Raw genomic sequence first — 19,476 nt, 5'->3', positions numbered from 1 at the left:
CCAGTAATGTGAACAGCGCGAGGTGGCGCGCTCGCCGGACGATGTCAGTTCCCTTGGGGTGGTTCATAGGTGCCGCGCACCTCCGATAGTAATTCAATTTGATCTTCGGCCAGGTCGGCGCGCATACCAACGGCGTCGTGTCGGCCCTGTGGGGAGCGCATGGTAACAGCTTTGTCGGTCTGCGCGAATTGCCGGTTGGGCTCTACCTGGAGTTCGGGGGTGGTGATTTCCATCGCGCCATTGGCGCTCTGCTGCCAGGCCCGGACCTCGCCGGTGAACACCAGAGTCTCGCCCGTCGCGTCGCTGCGGCCGAGCCGGGCGGTCAGTTGCCAGGGCGGGGTATCCTCGCCGAACACAGTTACATCGGGGGCCTGAATCAGCGAGTAGTCCCTGGGGCTCGAGCGATTGGGCAGGTGCTGGAAGTGATCGGCTCGCTCGCTCAGCATCCGGTATTGCAGTTCGCCTTCCGGGTCATAGCGCCGGGTTTCGGACGACACCATGAACGCCTGGGGGAAACGGGTCTGCGCCTCTGGAGGCGCGCGCAGCAGGTCTTCCGGAGAGTAGTCCCACACCGCCACCAGGGCGATCAGCAGAAACAGGCCAATCCAGGTCAGTGGGTGTTTCCACATATCAGCGTGCCTCCTGGTCGGGGGCGAGGTAGTCGGCCAATAGTCGCTCGTAGTCGCCCCGGGCTTTCAGCAGGGCATCGCAGGCGGCCCGGACGGCACCCTGGCCGCCCCGAAGTTCACTCTGCCAGTGGGACCGCTCGGCGACCGCGGGGTGGGCATTGGCTACGGTCAGGGCCAGGCCAACCCGGGTCATGATGGTGAGGTCCGGCCAGTCATCGCCTATGAACGCAATCTGATTGAGGGGTACGGGGTGTTGTTCGCGCCATTCGCTCAGGGCGTCCCATTTGTCCTCGCGTCCCTGGATGACCAGCTCCAACCCCAGGCTGCGTGCGCGTCGGGCGACGAGGTCGGTTTTGCGGCCGCTGATGATGCCCACCTCTATGCCGCTGCGCCGCAGCAGTTTGATGCCGAGACCGTCCAGGGTGCAGAACGCTTTGAGTTCGTCGCCGGTTTCGGTGAAGTAGAGGTTGCCGTCGGTGAGCACGCCGTCCACGTCCAGCAACAGCAGTGAAATGGCCTGAGCGCGTTGCGCAAAGTCTTTGTGTGGCGCCTTCGGGTCGGTCATTGGAAGCGGTACGCAGGGTTTGAGGTTTGGAGTTCAGGCATCAGATGATGCCCGCGCGAAGAATATCGTGCATATGTACGACCCCCTGGGGCCGTCTTTGTTCGTCGAGAACAATCAGGGCGGTAATTTTTTTGTCTTCCATGATTTTCAGTGCCTCGGCCGCCAGCGTGTGGGCGTCGATGGTTTTGGGGTTGGCGTTCATCAGTTGGCCGATTTCGGCATCCTTGAGGTCGGCGCCCCGGTCGATGCTGCGGCGCAGGTCGCCGTCGGTGTAAATGCCCAGCAGTTGGTCATGCTCATCCACAATGGTGGTCATGCCGAAGCCCTTGCGGGTCATCTCCAGCAATGCCTGGGACAGACTGGTGTGAACGCTCACCCGTGGAATGGCCGCGCCGCGGTGCATGATGTCTTCGGCGCGCAACAGCAGCTTGCGCCCAAGCGTGCCTCCGGGGTGGGAGAAGGCGAAGTCCTCGGCGGTAAAACCGCGGGCCTCCAGCAGGGCAATGGCCAGGGCATCGCCGATGACCAGGGTCGCGGTGGTACTTGCCGTCGGTGCCAGTGCCAGCGGACAGGCCTCGGTGGTGACACTGATGTCCAGGTCGACGGCCGCTTCTTCGGCCAGCGGCGAACGGGGGTTGCCGGTCATGCTGATGATGGGCACCCCGAGGCGCTTGAGCAGCGGAAGCAGGGTGATGATTTCATCGGAGTTGCCGGAGTAGGAGATGGCGATGACGGCGTCTTCCCGGGTGATCATGCCCAGGTCGCCATGGCTCGCCTCACCGGGGTGGACAAAAAAGGCGGGGGTGCCGGTGCTGGCCAGCGTGGCCGCAATTTTTTTGGCAATGTGCCCGGATTTGCCCATGCCGGTGACGATCACCCGTCCTGAGACCCCAAGCATCAGCTCGCAGGCCCGGGTAAAACGGGCATCGATTCGCTCGCGCAAGGCCGCTACAGCCTGCTGTTCAATATCGATGGTGCGCTGTCCGGAGTGGATAAAGTCGAAGTCAGTCATGGACGGTGCAGATACTCGGCGTGGTAAAGCGGCCCATTATACGGCCTTGGACCGGGGATGACGAATGCCGGACTACAGAGTGTTGAACAGCCAAACGTAATAACCGATATAGGCCGCCAGTAGCACCACAGCAATAAGCCGACCCAGGTGCCCGCGAGCCTCCCCCGGGCCCGTGTGAGCGTTGCGCCGCAGGCGGTAATCCACACCGATGGCGATCGCCAGGGCGAAGGTCATCGCGGCCATGGCCAGATAATCCCGATAGAACACCTGCCGGTCCATGACCGGCTCCTGAATCAGACCCGGTAAGGCCATGACCGCCAGCAGGTTGAACAGGTTGGAGCCGATGATATTGCCCAGCGCCATATCCTGGTGGCCCTTCAGGGCGCTGCCCACCGAAGCGGCCAGCTCGGGCAGGCTGGTGCCCACGGCGATGACGGTCAGTCCCACCACCAGCGGTGATACGCCGGCGGCCAGGGCCAGGTTCTGTGCGCCCCAGACCAGAAGTTCGGCGCTGATTACCAGGGTAATCAACCCGATCAGAAACCAGAGGGTTGCCGCCATACCGGTGTAATTCGGGATCTCGTCGTCCACCTCTTCCGGGTGGGCGCGGCGGGTCAAGGCCAGAGCCCCTAAGGTGATGGTCAGCGCCGCCACCAACAGAACGCCCTCGGGGCGTGTCAGTTGGCCGTCATAGAGGGTATAACCGGCCAGCAGGGTGATGATCAGTAGAGCGGGCAGTTCTCGGGTCAGCAGGTGATGCTGGATGGGCAGGGCAACCAACAAGGCCGTGATGGCCAGTACCAGTCCCATGTTGGCCAGGTTGGAGCCGAGCGCGTTGCCCACGGCCAACTCTCCCGCTTCGCGCAGCGAGGCGCTTAACGAGACCATGATTTCGGGTGCCGAGGTGCCAAAGGCGACAATGGTCAGACCGATGACGAGTTTCGACACGCCCAAGCGGCGGGCGAGGGCGGCGCTGCCCTCGACAAAGCGATCAGCGCTCCAGATCAGGCCGACGAAACCGGCCAGCAGAGCCATAACGGACCAACCCCAGGTTGTCATTGATCAATCTCGTGGTTTGTGGCGTAGAGTTTGAGAGGGAACACTAACATTCTTTTACGGTCAGAGCGTAGGTAGCGAGGCCGAGTCAATGTTATGATATAGCCTTTATGGCGCAGCCCGGCATGGCCCGGGCTCCCGGGCTGGAAGGCCCATCACCCGGAAGCTGGAATCTGTAAGGAACCCCCTATGACCCAACCCAACATTGCAAGCATCACTTTCCGTTCGGTCGTAGCCCTGATGGCCTCCTGGCTGTTGGCGGCAAACGTTTGGGCCGCAGAGCCGGTAGACCCCAAGCAGGAAACGCCTCACGAGCTGATTGAAGAGGTGACCGAAGTCCTGTTCGATGTGGTGCAGAAATACAACGGCGGCAGCGACAACGCTGAGCAGTACTACGACGAAATCCAGGACATTCTGGAGCCCGTGGTGGATTTCGAATTCATTGCCAAGGCGGTCATGGGCTCGCACCGCTCCGATGCCAGCGATGAGCAGGTGGAAACCTTTGTTCAGGAGTTCAAGCGGGGCCTGGTGACCACCTATGCCAAGGGGATTGCCAACTACGTGGATAGCGAAATCAGCATCCGCCCGCCCTCTGAAGATGTGGCAGACAAGCGCCGGGTCAGTGTTGATCAGGAGGTGAAGCACGATGGCTCCACCTATCGGCTGTCTTACACCATGGCCAAAAACCGCTCCGGCGAGTGGAAGCTGATCAATCTGGTGCTGGACGGCGTGAACCTTGGACGCTCTTTCCGCAGCCAATTCGGTCAGGCCGCCAAGAAGTATGACGGTGATCTGGACAAGGTGATCGACAACTGGCTGGATGAGATGTAAACGCCGTCTCGGCACCCACTCTCATGCCGTCGCCTCCCGGGCGGCGGCATTGTTGTTTCTGGGGGTTGGAGGAACGGTTGTTTCTGGGGGCGGCGGACGGCTTTCGGGATGCGGTGAACGACGCATTCAGGTAAGATTCCGCTTTGGCCCATAAACCTCTGGCCCGCAGACCTCTGGCCTGGGCACTAAACGTCTGGCCCAGGTAGTCAATTACTGGATAGTCTATGCAACCCGAACAGATCAAAGCACTGGTAGAAGCCAAAGTTCCCGATAGCACCGTACAGGTGGGAATTGATGGCAGCCATATCAATCTCGTTGTCGTCAGCCCCGCGTTCGAGGGCATGACGCCGGTCAAGAAACAGCAGCTGGTGTACTCGGCGCTGACCGACAGCATTGCCCAGGGCACCATCCACGCAGTGCACATGAAAACCTTCACGCCGGAACAGTGGCAGCAACAGCAGTAATTGCATCGCGAGCGCGCGATGACCGACAAGTGATTTTCTATGGATAAATTGCAAATTCAAAGCGGGCCGCCGCTCAATGGCGAGATTCGGATTTCCGGCTCGAAAAACTCGGCCCTGCCGATTCTGGCGGCGACGCTGCTGGCCGATGGTCCGGTGCATGTGTGCAACATGCCGCATCTGAATGACATTACCACCATGCTGGCGCTGCTGCGCTGCATGGGGGTGGGCGTCACCATCGACGAGAAAATGTGCGTCGAGGTCGACCCCACCAGCATCAATGATCTCACCGCCCCTTACGAGCTGGTGAAAACCATGCGTGCCTCGATCCTGGTGTTGGGCCCGCTGTTGGCCCGCTTCGGAGAGGCCAACGTGTCCTTTCCCGGGGGCTGCGCCATTGGCAGTCGTCCGGTGGATATTCACCTGCGTGGCCTGGAGGCCATGGGGGCGGAAATTGATGTGGACGAAGGTTACATTCGTGCCCGTAGCAAGGGCCGCCTGAAAGGGGCGCACATCCTGATGGATACGGTGACCGTCGGCGGCACCGAAAACCTGCTGATGGCGGCGGTATTGGCCGAAGGCACCACGGTGCTGGAAAATGCCGCTCGGGAGCCCGAAGTGGTGGATCTGGCCTATTGTCTGGAAGCCATGGGTGCCCGGATCGAAGGCATTGGTACCCAGACGCTCACGGTTCACGGCGTCGAGCGTCTGCACTCGTGCACCTACAGTGTAATGCCGGACCGGATTGAAACCGGCACTTACCTGGTGGCCGCAGCCGCGACCCGCGGTCGGGTGCGCCTGAAAGACACCCGGGCCGATATTCTCGAGGCGGTGCTGCTCAAGCTGGAAGAGGCCGGAGCGGAAATCACCATCGGGGATACCTGGATAGAGCTGGACATGAAAGGTAAGCGGCCCCGGGGCGTCAGCTTGCGCACGGCGCCCTATCCGGCCTTTCCCACGGACATGCAGGCCCAGTTTACCGCGATGAACGCGGTGGCCGAGGGCGCCAGCTCCGTGACCGAGACCATTTTTGAGAACCGCCTGATTCAGGTGCACGAGCTGAACCGGATGGGCGCGAAGATTACCCTCGAAGGCAATACCGCCCTGATCCAGGGCGTGGACCGGCTCAAGGGCGCCCCCGTGATGGCAACGGACCTGCGGGCCTCGGCCAGCCTGGTGATCGCCGGTCTGGTAGCGGATGGCACCACATTGGTGGACCGCATTTACCATATCGATCGCGGTTACGAGTGTATTGAAGAAAAACTGCAAATGTTGGGCGCGAACATTCGTCGGGTTCCAAACTGACGGACCGAGTACTGAGGCCGGAACGCCGCGCGTGAGCGGGCGACCGGCCGCGTCCCCTGACCTCCAGATGAGACCCATGACCCAGACACTGACCATTGCCCTGACCAAGGGCCGTATTCTGAAAGAGACTCTGCCGCTGTTGGCTGCGGCCGGTATCGAGCCGGCGGAAGACATCGACAAGAGCCGCAAGCTGGTGTTTGAGACCACCCGGCCCGACGTGCGCCTGCTGGTGTTGCGCGGCGCGGATGTGCCCACCTACGTGCAGTTCGGGGCCGCCGACATGGGGATTTCCGGCAAGGATACCCTGATGGAAAATGGCGCCGAGGGCCTTTATGAGCCGCTGGATCTGGACATTGCCCGGTGTCGTCTGATGACCGCAGCCATCAAGGGTGCGCCGCCGCGCCAGGGCCGTCTGCGGGTGGCCACCAAGTATGTGAATGTGGCCAAGCAATACTATGCCAGTTGCGGTCGGCAGACCGACATCATCAAGCTGTACGGTGCGATGGAGCTGGCGCCGATCATGCACCTGGCGGACGAAATTGTGGATATTGTCGATACCGGCAATACGCTGCTTGCCAATGGGCTGGAGCCCCGGGAGCACATCGCCGATATCAGCTCGCGGCTGATCGTAAACAAGGCGTCCATGAAGATGAAGCATGTGCTGATTCAATCCGTGATTGACGCCATTGGTGAAGCCGTTGACGCCAAGCGTCCGGCCTGACATGTAGACCGGCTCTGGCCGTAATGACGAGATTTTTCCATGACTGAAAAGCAACCTCTGATCGCTCGCCTGGATGCCTCCGCTGCGGATTTCAGTGCGCGTCTCGATGCCCTGCTGGCCTGGGACAGTGTGTCCGATGCCGGGGTCGGCGAGGTGGTGGACGAGATTCTTCAGGCCGTCAAAACCCGCGGTGATGCGGCGGTGGTGGAGTACACCAACCGCCTGGATCGTCGTGAGGTCAGCTCGCTGGCGGATCTGATTGTGCCGGAGAGCAAGTTGCATGAGGCGCTCGAGTCACTGCCCGCCGAGCAGCGCCAGGCGCTGGAAGTGGCGGCGGAGCGGATTCGGCGTTACCACGAGCATCAGCGGCAACCGTCCTGGGATTACACCGAGGAGGATGGCACCCGGCTGGGCCAGAAGGTGACACCCATGGCGCGGGTCGGGCTCTATGTGCCCGGCGGCAAGGCCTCGTACCCCTCATCGGTCCTGATGAATGCGATTCCGGCCAAAGTCGCCGGCGTGGCGGAGCTGGTGATGGTCGTGCCGGCACCGGGTGGCGAACTCAATGCCATGGTGCTTGCGGCAGCGGCGGTGGCCGGCGTGGACAAGGTGGTGACGGTGGGTGGTGCTCAGGCGGTGGCGGCCTTGGCTTACGGCACAGAGAGCCTGCCGAAAGTGGACAAAATCGTCGGGCCGGGAAACATCTATGTGGCCACCGCCAAGCGCGCCGTGTTCGGGATGGTGGACATTGACATGATTGCCGGTCCCTCGGAGATTCTGGTGATCTGCGATGGCCAGACGGATCCGGACTGGATCGCGATGGATCTGTTCAGTCAGGCTGAGCACGATGAGCAGGCGCAGTCGATACTGGTGAGCCCGGATGCGGCTTTTCTCGATCGGGTAGAGGCGGCCATGGAGCGTCTGTTGCCGACCCTGAGCCGGGAGGCGATTGCCCGGACCTCGTTGGCCAATCGCGGTGCGCTGATTCTGGTGCAGGATATGGACCAGGCGCTGGCAGTCAGCAACCGGATTGCTCCGGAGCACCTGGAGCTGTCCGTGGCCGATCCGGATGCCCTGTTGCCCAAGGTGGCCCATGCTGGCGCCATTTTCATGGGTCGTTATACGCCGGAGGCACTGGGCGATTACTGCGCAGGTCCGAACCACGTTCTGCCGACCTCGGGCACTGCGCGGTTTTCCTCACCCCTGGGGGTGTATGATTTCCAGAAGCGCAGCTCCATCATTCACTGTTCAGCTGAAGGTGCCTCGGAGCTGGCCAAAACCGCCTCGGTATTGGCGCGCGGTGAAGCGCTGGAAGCGCATGCTCGCTCGGCGGAGTACCGAATCAAGGTATAGCCGATTCAGCGTCCACAAAAAAGGCCGACACCCGGTATCGGGGTCGGCCTTTTTTGTGGCGTGAGGGGCTGTCCCGGCCGGGGTGCTCAGGTGCTGGCCGGCAGGGGACGCTCACCGATGACCGTTTCCAGCTCAATCGGCTCGCCGTTGCGCAGAATGCGCAGGGTCACCTCGCTGCCCGGGGCGGTGGCGGCGATCTGGTTCATGCCGCGCCGACCGTTGCCAACGGACTCGTCGTCAATGTGGGTCAGAATGTCGCCCGGCGTCAGGCCCGCCTGTTCGGCCGGGCTGCCGCTGTACACGGCGGTGACCACCACGCCCTGGGTCGAGTTCATGGCGAGGGCGCTGGCCTGATCCTGGCTCAGGGGGCGAACCTCCAGGCCGAGCCAGCCGCGCACCACCCGGCCATGCTCGATGATCTCGCGCAGTGCCCGCATGGCGGAGTCCGCCGGAATGGCGAAGCTGACTCCCACGGAAGTGTTGCCCTCGCCGAGAATGGCGGTGTTGATGCCCAGGAGCTGTCCATGGATGTCCACCAGGGCTCCGCCGGAGTTGCCCACATTCACCGCGGCATCGGTCTGGAGGAAGTTCTCGTACTCGCTGAGGTTCAGGTTGTAGCGGCCGGTGGCACTCAGAATACCCTGGGTGACGGTCTGGCCCACACCAAAGGGATTGCCAATGGCGAGCACAATATCCCCTACGCGCGCCTGGGTAGGCTCGGGAACATCGATGACGGTGAGGTCTTCCAGGTCAATCTTCAGTACCGCCAGATCGCTCTCTGGGTCTGTGCCGACCAATCGCGCGCGGGTTTCGCGGCCGTCATACAGTAGAACCTGAATCTCGTCGGCGCCGTTGATCACATGCTCATTGGTCAGCAGGTAGCCGCGGGGGTCGACAATGACGCCGGAGCCCAGCGCGGATTGCGCGCGTTGCTGCTGCGGGCGCTCAGGAAAGAAGCGGCGATAAAAAGGGTGATCCGCCAAGGGGTGGCGCTGCTGTTCCTGAATTTTACGGGTGTAAATGCTGACCACCGCGGGGGCGGCCCGATCGACGGCGTCCGCGTAGGACGTGATGGCCGGGCGCGTCGGGTCGGGTGCACCGTTCGGCCCCCGAAGCTCGGGGAACGCGAGCAGCGTCAGTAGTGCAATGAGCAGTCCGGTGGCGACGGGCCAGCCGAGGGACTGAAGCAGACCTCGTGCGCTCATCTACAGTCTCCGGTGTTGGAAGATAAAGGACCAGCGGGACATGCCCGCCGGTAGGTGTAACCACGGTGACATGAGCGGGAAATCAGATGGCTCCCCGAGGCGGCTCGGTTGGGGTGTCTGGCTTGTCATTCTGGGTTTCTTCGGTGTAAGTGTCCGAAGAACCGTACTGATAGGGCGATTCGTACTCGCCCTCGTCGTGCAGACCGTACTCTTCACTGAGCTGCCCCTTGCCGTTCTTGGGAGCCCAATCCCGGGGAGCTTCGATATGCTCCTCACTCAGGTAGGTTTTTTCCGAGCCCAGCAACTGGGTATTGGCCGAGTCCAGAATCTGCCGGCTCAGGGCCGGAGTGGTCAGCTTGAGTGCGCTGTTTGCCAGGTGCTCGTAAACGTCGCGATAGCTCTGGGTCAGGTTGTTTACCAGCTCGGAGGTCTTCGCAAAATGCTCGGACACATCCTGCTGGTACCGCTTGAGCTCATCTTCAGCGCGCAGAACCCGCTCTTCGAGTTCCTTGCTGCGGGAGCCCGAATCGGTCAGTTTGTAAAGTACCGCGCCCAGGGCACCACCGCCCAACAGACAGATCAGCGCGGTAATAATGAGGGTTCCGAATGAAAACACAAATTTCTCCTCTCGGTATGAAGCCGGTTTGTGGCCTGCAAAACTGCGGTCGCTCGCGGTATTATACGGCCTTTTATTCGACCCGGGCGGAATTCCCTTGATCCGTTTCGGGTGTGAACCACCGCCGCGCCCAGAGGGCGGGGCAGGCCATTGAGGTGATCGTGACAGTATTTTCGCAAACCGAGACCGCAATTACCATCGACGGGCCCGTCGGCGGGCTGGAAGCCCGCATCCAGGCCGGCTCCGAATCCGGCTCACTCGCCGAGCGGGGGCTGGCGGCGATCGTCTGCCATCCGCATCCGCAGCACGGCGGCACCATGAGCAACAAGGTGGTCACCACCCTGGTGAGGGCCTATCGTGACCTCGGCGTTGCTACCGTGCGGTTCAATTTCCGGGGTGTTGGGGCCAGTGAGGGCGAGTTCGATCACGCGGTCGGGGAGGTGGATGACCTGCTGGCGGTGTACTCCTGGCTCTCGGAGCGGCGACCGGACGATGGTGTGCTTTTGGCCGGATTTTCTTTTGGCTCGGCGGTGGCCGCTGGAGCGGTTTATCGGGTGGGATCGGTCGAACATCTGACGCTGGTCGCACCGCCGGTTGAGCGCTACACCTACGATCGCGATGGACGCTTCCCGTGTCCCGTCTGTATTGCCCAGGGCGAGCGGGATGACGTGGTGGTGCCGGAGGGCGTGATCCGCTGGAGCGAAACCCGGCTGCAATCGCCCCATGCCTTGCTGCGCTACCCGGAGGCCGGGCACTTCTTTCACGGTCAGTTGACCGAGCTTAAAGCGGATCTGGCGCGCACCCTGGAGCGGCAACTGGGTGTCGACTCATGAACCGGCCAGAGTTGAAGTACGACACGCCCTACAATCGCTATCAGCGTGATCTGGAGCAGCCCGGGTTCAGCCGGGACCCGGCCCAGGCGCAGGTGGTGGATCAGTTGCAGGCGCTGTTTGAAGCGCTGGTCGAGCAGGGCGCTCCAAAAACCGGGCTGCCGGGGCTGTGGGAACGGTTGCGGCGGCGGGTTTCAAAGGCGCCGATCACACCGGTCACCGGGTTGTACCTGTGGGGCGGCGTCGGGCGGGGCAAAACCTATCTGATGGACAATTTTTACGAGAGCCTGCCGTTTGAGCAGAAAATGCGCGCCCATTTCCACCGCTTTATGCGCCGGGTGCACGGGGACCTCAAGCAGCTCGATGGCCAGAAAAATCCCCTTGAGCAGGTGGCAGACCGCATCGCCCGGGAGGCCCGGGTCATCTGCTTTGACGAATTCTTCGTCTCGGACATCACCGATGCGATGATTTTGGGCACTCTGATGCAGGCCCTGTTCCGCCGCGGCGTGACGCTGGTGGCCACCTCCAATATTCCGCCGGACAACCTATATAAGGATGGATTGCAACGAGCCCGGTTCCTGCCCGCCATTGAGCAGATCAAGCGTCACACCCGGGTATTGCAGCTCGATAGCCAGAACGACTACCGATTGCGAGCACTGGAGCAGGCCGAGTTGTACCACAGCCCGCTCGATGCGCGGGCGGACGAGAGCCTGATGGCGAGCTTCCGCAGCCTGGTGCCGGCAGAAGATGAAATATGCGCCGACCAGGTGCTGGAGGTGGAGGGGCGCCCGATTCGAGCCCGCTATCTGGGGGAAGACGTGGCCTGGTTTGACTTTATGGCCCTGTGCGATGGGCCCCGCTCCCAGAATGACTATATCGAGCTGGCCCGGGAGTTCCATGCGGTGGTGGTGAGCGATGTGCCACCGCTGGGTCGGGGCAACGACGATCAGGCCCGGCGCTTCATCAATCTGGTGGACGAGTTTTACGATCGGCGGGTCAAGCTGGTACTATCCGCCGCCCGGCCGTTGACGCAGATCTACGACGAGGGGCGCCTAAGCTTCGAATTCGAGCGCACCGTCAGCCGCCTGCTGGAAATGCAGAGCCGCGACTACCTGGCCCAGCCCCACAAGCCCTGACGGGGCGGCCGGGTTGGTGGAAAAATCATCAGTTTCCCCCTTGAAAACCGGCGACGATTTCTATAGTATTCGCGCTCTTTTGTGGGAAGCACCTCCTGAGGCAGGAAATAACATGAAGACTTATAGTGCTAAACCTGAAACGGTCTCTCGCGACTGGTTCGTCGTTGATGCCGAAGGCAAGACTCTGGGCCGTATGGCTACAGAGATTGCCCGTCGTCTGCGCGGCAAGCACAAGCCCGAGTACACACCTCATGTGGACACGGGTGATTACATTGTCGTGATCAACGCTGAAAAAGTTCGTGTGACCGGTAAGAAGGCCAGCGACAAGATTTACTACCATCACACCGGTTATATCGGCGGCATCAAGTCGATCAGCTTTGAAAAGCTGATCCAGAAGGCCCCCGAGCGCACCATCCAGAACGCCGTCAAGGGCATGCTGCCCCGCGGACCCCTGGGTCGCGCCATGTTCAAAAAACTCAAGGTCTACGCAGGTAACGAGCATCCGCACACTGCGCAGCAGCCTCAAGAACTGACTATCTAACCGGGAAGCTGATTATGGCAGTTACTCAATATTACGGTACGGGTCGCCGCAAGACCTCCACCGCCCGGGTGTTCATCGCCCAGGGTAGCGGCAACATCACCGTCAACGACCGTCCTCTGGACGAGTACTTTGGCCGTGAAGTGGCACGCATGATCGTGCGTCAGCCGCTGGAAAATGTGGAAATGGCTGACAAGTTCGACGTAAAAGTCACCGTGAAAGGCGGTGGTAGCTTTGGTCAGGCCGGCGCCATCCGCCACGGTCTGACCCGTGCTCTGATGGAATACGACGAAGCGCTGCGTGGCTCTCTGCGTGAAGCAGGTTACGTAACTCGCGATTCTCGCGCTGTTGAGCGTAAGAAAGTGGGTCTGCGTAAAGCCCGTAAGCGTCCGCAGTTCTCCAAGCGTTAAGCTGGAGCTCGCCCCACGGTGTGGGGCGGCGGTACCTCCGAGCAAAAAACGCCCAGGCCCTTCGCTGGCCTGGGCGTTTTTTTATGTCCGCCCGCCGTATAACCCATTGGCCGAGGGCACGGGGCGCAGCTTATTCTTGTAAGCGGCGCGCAATTTCTTTAAGATTGGCCATTTTTTACGTCTCAATAACATCATTCTAAATCGTTGAAATTCAGTGATTTACTGGCCGTCGGAAGCTGTTAGGGGAGAAGATCGTCATGACCGATGACGTTGTCAATAAAACGCGCCGCCGTGTGCTGACCGCTGCTACCTCGGTAGTAGGGGCTGTGGGCGTAGTGGGTGCAGCGGTACCTTTTGTGGGTTCCTGGAACCCCAGCGCCAAGGCAAAAGCCGCCGGGGCACCGGTTCGGGCCAACATCGGCAAGATGGAGCCCGGGCAAATGATCACCGTCGAGTGGCGGGGTAAGCCGGTCTACATTGTGCGTCGTACACAAGAGTCCATCGCGGGGCTGGAAAAAGTTGAGGACGTGCTGCGCGACCCCAACTCGGAGCAACCCCAACAGCCCGAATACGCTCAAAATCAGACTCGCTCCATTCGCGAAGAGTTCCTGGTGCTGCTCGGTCTGTGCACCCATCTGGGCTGCGCACCGTTGTTTCGCCCGGAAGTGGGCGTTGCTGACCTCGGTGGCGAAAACTGGCAGGGCGGCTTCTTCTGCCCTTGTCATGGTTCCAAGTTCGATATGGCTGGCCGCGTGTATACAGGCGTACCCGCTCCGTTAAACCTGGAAGTTCCCCCACACCGTTACGAGGGCGATAACCTGCTCATCGTGGGCGAGGATCAGGAGGCATAAGAATGAATTGGTTAACTGGATTGTGGCAGTGGGTCGACCAGCGTCTCCCGGTACAGCGCGCCTGGGACACCCATATGGGCAACTACTACGCGCCCAAAAACTTTAACTTCTGGTATTTCTTCGGCGTTCTGTCCCTGCTGGTGCTGGTCAACCAGTTGGTGACCGGTATCTGGCTGACGATGAACTACACCCCGACCGCCGAGGGCGCCTTCGCCTCCGTCGAATACATTATGCGTGATGTGGAGTACGGCTGGATTCTGCGCTACATGCACTCTACCGGTGCTTCCGCGTTTTTCGTGGTGGTATACCTGCACATGTTCCGCGGCTTGATGTACGGCTCCTACAAGGCGCCGCGCGAGCTGGTATGGATTTTCGGCATGACCATCTATCTGGTGCTCATGGCGGAAGCCTTCATGGGCTACGTGTTGCCCTGGGGGCAGATGTCCTACTGGGGCGCTCAGGTGATTGTGTCCCTGTTCGGGGCCATTCCGGTGATCGGCGAAGATCTTGTGCAGTGGATTCGCGGTGATTACCTGATTTCCGGCATTACCCTGAACCGCTTCTTCGCCCTGCACGTCGTGGCCCTGCCGATTGTCCTACTCGGGTTGGTGGTACTGCATATCCTGGCGCTGCACGAAGTCGGTTCCAACAACCCCGATGGCGTGGACATCAAGAAGAACAAAGATGAGAACGGTATCCCCAAAGATGGCGTGCAGTTCCATCCGTACTACACGGTTCACGACCTGGTGGGTATTACTGTCTTCCTGTTCGCTTTCTGTTTCGTCATGTTTTTCATGCCGGAAATGGGCGGTTTCTTCCTGGAATACGCTAACTTTGAAGAGGCGAACAACCTGAAGACCCCGGAGCACATTGCCCCGGTGTGGTACTTCACGCCTTTCTACGCCATCTTGCGGGCGGTGACCATTGAAATTGGCCCCTTGAGCGCCAAGTTCCTCGGTCTGATTGCCATGGGCGCGGCGATTGCCATCCTGTTCGTGCTGCCCTGGTTGGATCGGGCCAAGGCCCGCTCCATGCGCTACAAGGGGCATATCCCGCGGGTCATGTTGATGGTATTCGCCGCCATGTTTGTGGTGCTGGGTTACCTGGGCGTCAAATCACCGACCACTGGGCGCACCGTATTGTCCCAGTTGGCGACGGTGTTCTACTTTGCCTATTTCATCACCATGCCGATCTGGACCAGCAACCGCCCGCCGGAGCAGCGCTCGCAGATCGCGCGAGTCCTGTCGTTCGCCATTTGCTGGGGTTTTGCCCTGATCTTCCTGGTAATGGCTCTGAATGGAATCACAGGGGACAGCGATGTGCCGGTCTTCCTGCGCCTGTTTGGTCTGGTTCTGGCCGCCGTGTTCGCGGTGCTCCCCTGGTTGGCGGATCGCGATAGTGAGCACCCCGTGCCAGAGCGTGTACAGATGAAAGGCTTGCCGCTGCGCTTGGTGCTGGGTGGTCTGGCGCTGTTCGCAGTACTCGTGGTGGTTCCGATCAAGGCTGTGGGCGCGGGTGCTGGCGGATGTGGTTCCATTCCCTGCGATATCATGGAACCGGACCTGGACAATAAAGAGTCCCTGCAGCGTGGTGCCAAGTACTTCGTGAACTACTGTATGGGCTGCCACTCCGCCAAGTTTTCACGCTATGAGCGGGTGGCGGACGATCTCGGTATTCCCCACGATGTGGCGCGCAACAACCTGATTTTCGGCGATCAGGAGATCGGTAGTCTGATGACCACCTCCATGACGAAGGAGCAGGGTAAGCAGTGGTTTGGGGTTCAGCCGCCGGATCTGACTCTGGTGGCCCGGTCTCGCAACCCGGAGTGGCTGTACACTTACCTTCGTAACTTCTATAAGGATGAGAGCCGTCCCTTCGGTGTGAATAATCGGGTGTTTGAAAACGTTGGTATGCCCCACGTCATGCTGGACCTTCAAGGCCTGCTGGAGTGTTCCGCCGGTCCCCAGCTGGACAGCCATGGACACATTGTGCGCGATAGCGCGGGCAATCCAGTCATGGATGAGGAGTGTGGTAGCCTGGTGGAAGGTGACATTGAAGGCAGCCTGTCGCAGGAAGAGTTTGACCAGGTGATCTACGACCTGGTGAATTTCCTGGAGTATCTGGGTGAGCCCGCAGCCATGGACCGTGAACGGGTGGGTATCTTCGTGCTGTTGTTCCTGTCCGTCCTGTTTGTGTTTGCTTACCTGCTCAACCGCGAGTACTGGAAGGGAATTCACTAAATTCGAATAACGGTGGGGCGCCTGTGGGCGCCCCGGCTTGATCACTGGGTAATTTGAGGTAATACACAATGGGTGTGGTGACCAAACGCTCATCCATGACGCTGTTTTCCGATGGTTCTGATCATTACAGCCATCGGGTTAGAATTGTGTTGTCGGAGAAAGGGGTATCGTCGGATATTATTGATGTCGATCCCAAAAACAAGCCGCAGGAACTGGCGGACCTCAACCCCTATGACAGTCTGCCCACGCTGGTGGACCGGGACTTGGCCCTGTACGAGTCCAAAGTGATCATGGAGTACCTGGATGAGCGTTTCCCGCATCCTCCGCTCCTGCCGGTGTACCCGGTTGCCCGGGCTCAGAGCCGGCTGTGGATGTACCGGCTGGAGCGTGATTGGGCGCCGCTGGTAGACACCATTCTCACCAGCAAGAGTAAGGACACCGTGCTAAAGGCGCGTAAGGCCCTGCGCGACAGTCTGCTGGCCATCTCGCCGATCTTTGCCGAAATGCCGTTTTTCATGAGCGATGAGTTCACCATCGTGGACTGCTGCCTGGCACCGATCCTCTGGCGCTTGCCGATGCTGGATATTGACCTTGGCAAGGGGCGCCAGGCCCAGCCCTTGCTGACGTACCAGAAGCGACTGTTCGAACGTGAGGGATTTCGTAAGAGCCTCACGGAAGTCGAGCGCGACATGGGGGCTCACTAGCCTCCATTGCGTGTTGTCCAGCCCCCAAAAGGGGCTTTCATGCCCTTCGATACCCTATCGGGAGACGTTCTATGGCCATGACCTCAAGCCGTCCTTACATGATTCGAGCGCTCTATGAGTGGATCGTGGATAACGGCTGCACCCCCTATATCCTGGTGGATGCCCAGGGGCAAGGCGTTGAAGTGCCTCAGCAGCACGTCAATAAAGACGGGCAGATTGTACTCAATATCAATCCGACGGCAGTCAAAGACCTGTTCATCGGTCTGGAGCAGATCAACTTCAATGCCCGCTTTGGCGGCATACCGACGGATCTGGTGATCCCCTGTGGCTCAGTACTGGGTATTTATGCCCGGGAGAATGGCCAGGGCATGGTATTCGAGCATGAGCCCAATCCCGAGCCTCCCAAGCCGGATTCCGAACCGAAGAAAGACGCGCAAAAACGGCCCAACCTCAAGGTCGTCAAATAAGGGGCGACGGCCCCTTTTATATAACCTAAGTTGATTAACAGTATTCGTTTATCGCGAATACTTCTTTGCGGCACTCGTCCCAAAGCTGGATACTGTACGTACTCTCTAATAACAAGCAGTAGCAGGAGTACGTAAATATGGCTATGTTGCAGCACACCCTGGGTATCTTCACCAACCCCGATCGCGAGTGGCAGCGGATACGCAGCGACAACGAATCGTTCCTGCGGGTTTATCTACGTCACGTTCCCTTGATGGCACTGATACCCTGTATCGCGGGCTATTTCGGAGTGACCGAAGTGGGCTGGAGCGTGGGTAGCGGCGGTGTGGTGAAATTGACCAGCCAGAGTGCCTTGCTCATGGCCGGAGCGGCCTATTTCGCTCAGCTTATTGCCATTTATGTCCTGGGCGAGTACATCAATTGGATGTCGCGCAGTTTTGGTGTGGCCGACGAAGCCAATCGTCGCCACTATGAAGGGACGGCGCTGGCGGTCTATTCGGCCATTCCCATGATGCTCGCCGGTGTTGCGCTGGTATACCCACAGCTGTGGCTGGTGGTATCGGTGTACATTCTGGCGGCGTGCTACTCCGTCTATCTGATTTATGAAGGTATTCCCATCCTGATGAATATCCCGAAAGAACGGGGCTTCATTTACGCCAGTTCGGTGATCACCGTAGGCTTGGTGCTCGCGGTCGTGGTGATGGTGAGCACCGTGATCGTCTGGAGTTCAGGGGCGGGACCGGTCTACATCAGCTGATTTTCCGGCGAGACTGATTCGCTTATCCGACAGAAGGCAGCCTCAGGGCTGCCTTCTGCGTTTGTTGCAGTAATTTGACAAATTTATGGCAGCCTGTCACAGGACTGTCATATTGGGTGGGTAGAGTGCATCTCAGGTGGAAATGACCCAGATAAGGGCATTTCATGTCACTGAACGACAAATCACTGTTTCAGAGGAGCGCTCTATGAACGCCATCAAATTCTTTAAAGGCCTGGCTCTGGCCGGCTCAATGACCTGCGCCATGGCGCAAGCGGACGTCGATCCCAATCTGCCGGATTACGAGGCGGTTTCAGGCGTATCCGGTAATGTGAACAGCATCGGTTCCGATACCCTGAATAACCTCATGACCCTCTGGGCCGAGGAGTTCGCCAAGTTCTATCCCAACGTCAATATCCAGATCCAGGGTGCCGGTTCTTCGACCGCTCCGCCGGCGCTGACTCAGAATACTGCCAACTTTGGTCCCATGAGCCGCGAAATGAAGGCCTCCGAGATTCGTGCTTTTGAGCAAGCTCACGGTTACAAGCCGACTGCGGTTCCGGTAGCGGTGGACGTTCTGGCGGTCTACGTCAACAAAGACAACCCCATTGAAGGTCTCACGATTCCTCAGGTAGACGCCATGTTCTCGGTGACCCGTCGCTGTGGCTATTCAGAGGACATTACCCGTTGGGGCCAACTGGGCCTGGACGGTGAGTGGGAAAATCGTGACCTGGGCCTGTACAGCCGTAACGCGGTGTCCGGTACCTACGGTTACTTCAAGGACAATGCCCTGTGCGGGGGCGACTACAAGCCCGGCATTAACGAGCAGCCCGGTTCTGCCTCGGTTGTTCAGGGTGTGAGCGAATCGCGTAACGGTATCGGCTATTCAGGTATTGGCTACATGACTTCTGGCGTGCGTGCAGTACCGCTGGCCCGTGCCGAAGGCGAAGAGTTCGCCGCTCCCAACGCCGAAAACGCCTCGAATGGCAGCTACCCTCTGGCCCGCTTCCTGTATGTGTACGTCAACAAGCACCCGAACCGCCCCCTGGATCCCATGCAGGCTGAGTTCCTGAAAATGGTAATCTCCAAGCAGGGTCAGGAAGTGGTAGTGCGTGACGGTTACATTCCGCTGCCGGCCTCAGTGTCCAAGCGGGTGACCGAAGAGCTGGGTCTGTAAACACAGACTCCGCCGGGTGGCACTTGCCGCCCCGATCGACCCGGAAAGGGACCCTGGGTTTATGATCCGTCAACTGGTTTAGGGACAATCAAAAGGGACACCGCCGCGGGGCGGAGGGTCCCTTTTGTCATGTGACTGTAACAAAAATGTCATCTAGCGCTGTTAGCATGCACGCGCTTTCGTCGAAGTCCTCTGATTGGGGGTTCGACCGAGATTCTCCAGCTCAGGATTGATGCACTATGTCAGAGCGACCTTCCACCCCGGATGCCCGGGGAAGCTTGATGCCGAATGCGGAGCAACGTGCTCGTCTGCGCAAGGTACGCAAATTCAAGGACGGCCTGTCCCGCTACGGAGTCGGCACTGCCGGTATGATGGTGGTTGGCGCCCTGGCGCTGATTTTCATCTACCTGTTCTCGGAAGTGGCGCCGTTACTGCGCAGCAGCAGTATCGAGCCGACTGCCGACTACCCCTTCGCACTGACCAGCGAGGCCGATCCGTCCGCCCACCTCGTGCTCGAGCGGTACGAGGAGATGGGGGCATCGTTCAGCGAGGCCGGGCAGGTGCACTTCTTTAACGTTGATTCTGGGCTCGCCCTCAAAACCTTTGAGGTTCCTCGC

Annotated in this window: 21 protein-coding genes and 1 pseudogene; 16 read left to right on the top strand and 6 right to left on the bottom strand. The window is 59.9% G+C overall.

From position 1 onward, the window contains the following. Positions 1-44 precede the first annotated feature (44 nt). From lptC to B3187_RS08210, 4 genes are all read right to left on the bottom strand, one after another. On the bottom strand, positions 45-629 hold the full coding sequence (gene lptC / locus B3187_RS08225; protein WP_286805679.1) for an LPS export ABC transporter periplasmic protein LptC: 585 nt from the start codon (positions 627-629) through the stop codon (positions 45-47). A 1-nt stretch (position 630) separates the two neighbouring features. Further along, positions 631-1,194: a KdsC family phosphatase gene (locus B3187_RS08220; protein ID WP_286805678.1), complete on the bottom strand. Its 564-nt coding sequence runs from the start codon at positions 1,192-1,194 to the stop codon at positions 631-633. Between the two features lie 40 nt (positions 1,195-1,234). Beyond that, positions 1,235-2,206: a KpsF/GutQ family sugar-phosphate isomerase gene (locus B3187_RS08215; RefSeq protein WP_123636887.1), complete on the bottom strand. Its 972-nt coding sequence runs from the start codon at positions 2,204-2,206 to the stop codon at positions 1,235-1,237. Positions 2,207-2,278: 72 nt separating this feature from the next. Further along, positions 2,279-3,265, bottom strand: a complete 987-nt coding sequence (locus tag B3187_RS08210) for a calcium/sodium antiporter (RefSeq protein WP_286805676.1) — start codon at positions 3,263-3,265, stop codon at positions 2,279-2,281. A 186-nt stretch (positions 3,266-3,451) separates the two neighbouring features. On the opposite strand from B3187_RS08210, the gene B3187_RS08205 reads away from it, so the two are divergent. The 5 genes from B3187_RS08205 (at position 3,452) to hisD (ending at position 7,933) form a co-directional block, all read left to right on the top strand. Further along, the gene (locus B3187_RS08205; RefSeq protein WP_286805675.1) at positions 3,452-4,093 is read left to right on the top strand and encodes an MlaC/ttg2D family ABC transporter substrate-binding protein; all 642 of its coding nucleotides are present in this window, start codon (positions 3,452-3,454) and stop codon (positions 4,091-4,093) included. 224 nt (positions 4,094-4,317) lie between these two features. Next, positions 4,318-4,557, top strand: a complete 240-nt coding sequence (locus B3187_RS08200) for a BolA family protein (protein WP_024459574.1) — start codon at positions 4,318-4,320, stop codon at positions 4,555-4,557. Between the two features lie 39 nt (positions 4,558-4,596). Continuing rightward, on the top strand, positions 4,597-5,859 hold the full coding sequence (murA, locus tag B3187_RS08195; RefSeq protein WP_123636891.1) for a UDP-N-acetylglucosamine 1-carboxyvinyltransferase: 1,263 nt from the start codon (positions 4,597-4,599) through the stop codon (positions 5,857-5,859). 76 nt (positions 5,860-5,935) lie between these two features. Further along, positions 5,936-6,580 carry an ATP phosphoribosyltransferase gene (gene hisG, locus B3187_RS08190; RefSeq protein ID WP_024459576.1) on the top strand — a complete coding sequence of 215 codons (645 nt, stop codon included), beginning with the start codon at positions 5,936-5,938 and terminating at the stop codon, positions 6,578-6,580. 39 nt (positions 6,581-6,619) lie between these two features. Further along, positions 6,620-7,933 carry a histidinol dehydrogenase gene (hisD, locus tag B3187_RS08185; protein ID WP_286805674.1) on the top strand — a complete coding sequence of 438 codons (1,314 nt, stop codon included), beginning with the start codon at positions 6,620-6,622 and terminating at the stop codon, positions 7,931-7,933. A gap of 86 nt (positions 7,934-8,019) precedes the next feature. On the opposite strand, the gene B3187_RS08180 is transcribed toward hisD, so the two are convergent. Both B3187_RS08180 and B3187_RS08175 read right to left on the bottom strand, forming a co-directional pair. Next, complete coding sequence (locus tag B3187_RS08180) at positions 8,020-9,138, bottom strand: trypsin-like peptidase domain-containing protein (protein WP_123636894.1); 1,119 nt, start codon at positions 9,136-9,138, stop codon at positions 8,020-8,022. Positions 9,139-9,220: 82 nt separating this feature from the next. Further along, positions 9,221-9,754 carry a YhcB family protein gene (locus B3187_RS08175; protein WP_286805673.1) on the bottom strand — a complete coding sequence of 178 codons (534 nt, stop codon included), beginning with the start codon at positions 9,752-9,754 and terminating at the stop codon, positions 9,221-9,223. A 161-nt stretch (positions 9,755-9,915) separates the two neighbouring features. Here B3187_RS08175 and B3187_RS08170 point away from each other — a divergent pair, with 161 nt between their 5' ends. The 11 genes and pseudogenes from B3187_RS08170 to B3187_RS08120 form a co-directional block, all read left to right on the top strand. Next, positions 9,916-10,587, top strand: coding sequence for an alpha/beta hydrolase (locus tag B3187_RS08170; protein ID WP_286805671.1), 672 nt, complete (start codon positions 9,916-9,918; stop codon positions 10,585-10,587). After that, the gene (zapE, locus tag B3187_RS08165) at positions 10,584-11,720 is read left to right on the top strand and encodes a cell division protein ZapE (protein ID WP_286805670.1); all 1,137 of its coding nucleotides are present in this window, start codon (positions 10,584-10,586) and stop codon (positions 11,718-11,720) included. The genes B3187_RS08170 and zapE overlap by 4 nt, the downstream gene beginning before the upstream one ends. Before the next feature lie 112 nt (positions 11,721-11,832). Beyond that, positions 11,833-12,261, top strand: coding sequence for a 50S ribosomal protein L13 (gene rplM / locus B3187_RS08160; RefSeq protein WP_024459582.1), 429 nt, complete (start codon positions 11,833-11,835; stop codon positions 12,259-12,261). A 14-nt stretch (positions 12,262-12,275) separates the two neighbouring features. Continuing rightward, the gene (gene rpsI / locus B3187_RS08155) at positions 12,276-12,668 is read left to right on the top strand and encodes a 30S ribosomal protein S9 (RefSeq protein WP_024459583.1); all 393 of its coding nucleotides are present in this window, start codon (positions 12,276-12,278) and stop codon (positions 12,666-12,668) included. Between the two features lie 257 nt (positions 12,669-12,925). Beyond that, a complete protein-coding gene (petA, locus tag B3187_RS08150) occupies positions 12,926-13,519 on the top strand; it encodes a ubiquinol-cytochrome c reductase iron-sulfur subunit (RefSeq protein WP_024459584.1) in 594 nt (197 codons plus the stop codon). Positions 13,520-13,521: 2 nt separating this feature from the next. Then, complete coding sequence (locus B3187_RS08145; protein ID WP_286805667.1) at positions 13,522-15,759, top strand: ubiquinol-cytochrome c reductase; 2,238 nt, start codon at positions 13,522-13,524, stop codon at positions 15,757-15,759. A gap of 68 nt (positions 15,760-15,827) precedes the next feature. Further along, entirely contained in the window at positions 15,828-16,463 is a 636-nt protein-coding gene (locus tag B3187_RS08140) for a glutathione S-transferase N-terminal domain-containing protein (protein ID WP_286805665.1), read from the top strand. Between the two features lie 71 nt (positions 16,464-16,534). Next, on the top strand, positions 16,535-16,930 hold the full coding sequence (locus B3187_RS08135; RefSeq protein WP_024459587.1) for a ClpXP protease specificity-enhancing factor: 396 nt from the start codon (positions 16,535-16,537) through the stop codon (positions 16,928-16,930). Positions 16,931-17,067: 137 nt separating this feature from the next. Further along, positions 17,068-17,685 (top strand): Yip1 family protein, encoded by a 618-nt coding sequence (locus B3187_RS08130; RefSeq protein ID WP_286805663.1) that lies wholly within the window; start codon positions 17,068-17,070, stop codon positions 17,683-17,685. A gap of 205 nt (positions 17,686-17,890) precedes the next feature. Next, entirely contained in the window at positions 17,891-18,859 is a 969-nt protein-coding gene (locus B3187_RS08125) for a PstS family phosphate ABC transporter substrate-binding protein (RefSeq protein ID WP_123636899.1), read from the top strand. 239 nt (positions 18,860-19,098) lie between these two features. Continuing rightward, positions 19,099-19,476 (top strand): annotated as a pseudogene (locus tag B3187_RS08120) (phosphate ABC transporter permease); the annotation flags it as partial.

The sequence above is a fragment of the Marinimicrobium sp. UBA4209 genome, from assembly GCF_002381585.1.
Taxonomy (GTDB): Bacteria; Pseudomonadota; Gammaproteobacteria; order Pseudomonadales; family Cellvibrionaceae; genus Marinimicrobium; species Marinimicrobium koreense.
This window is presented reverse-complemented; position numbering and strand designations above follow the sequence as displayed.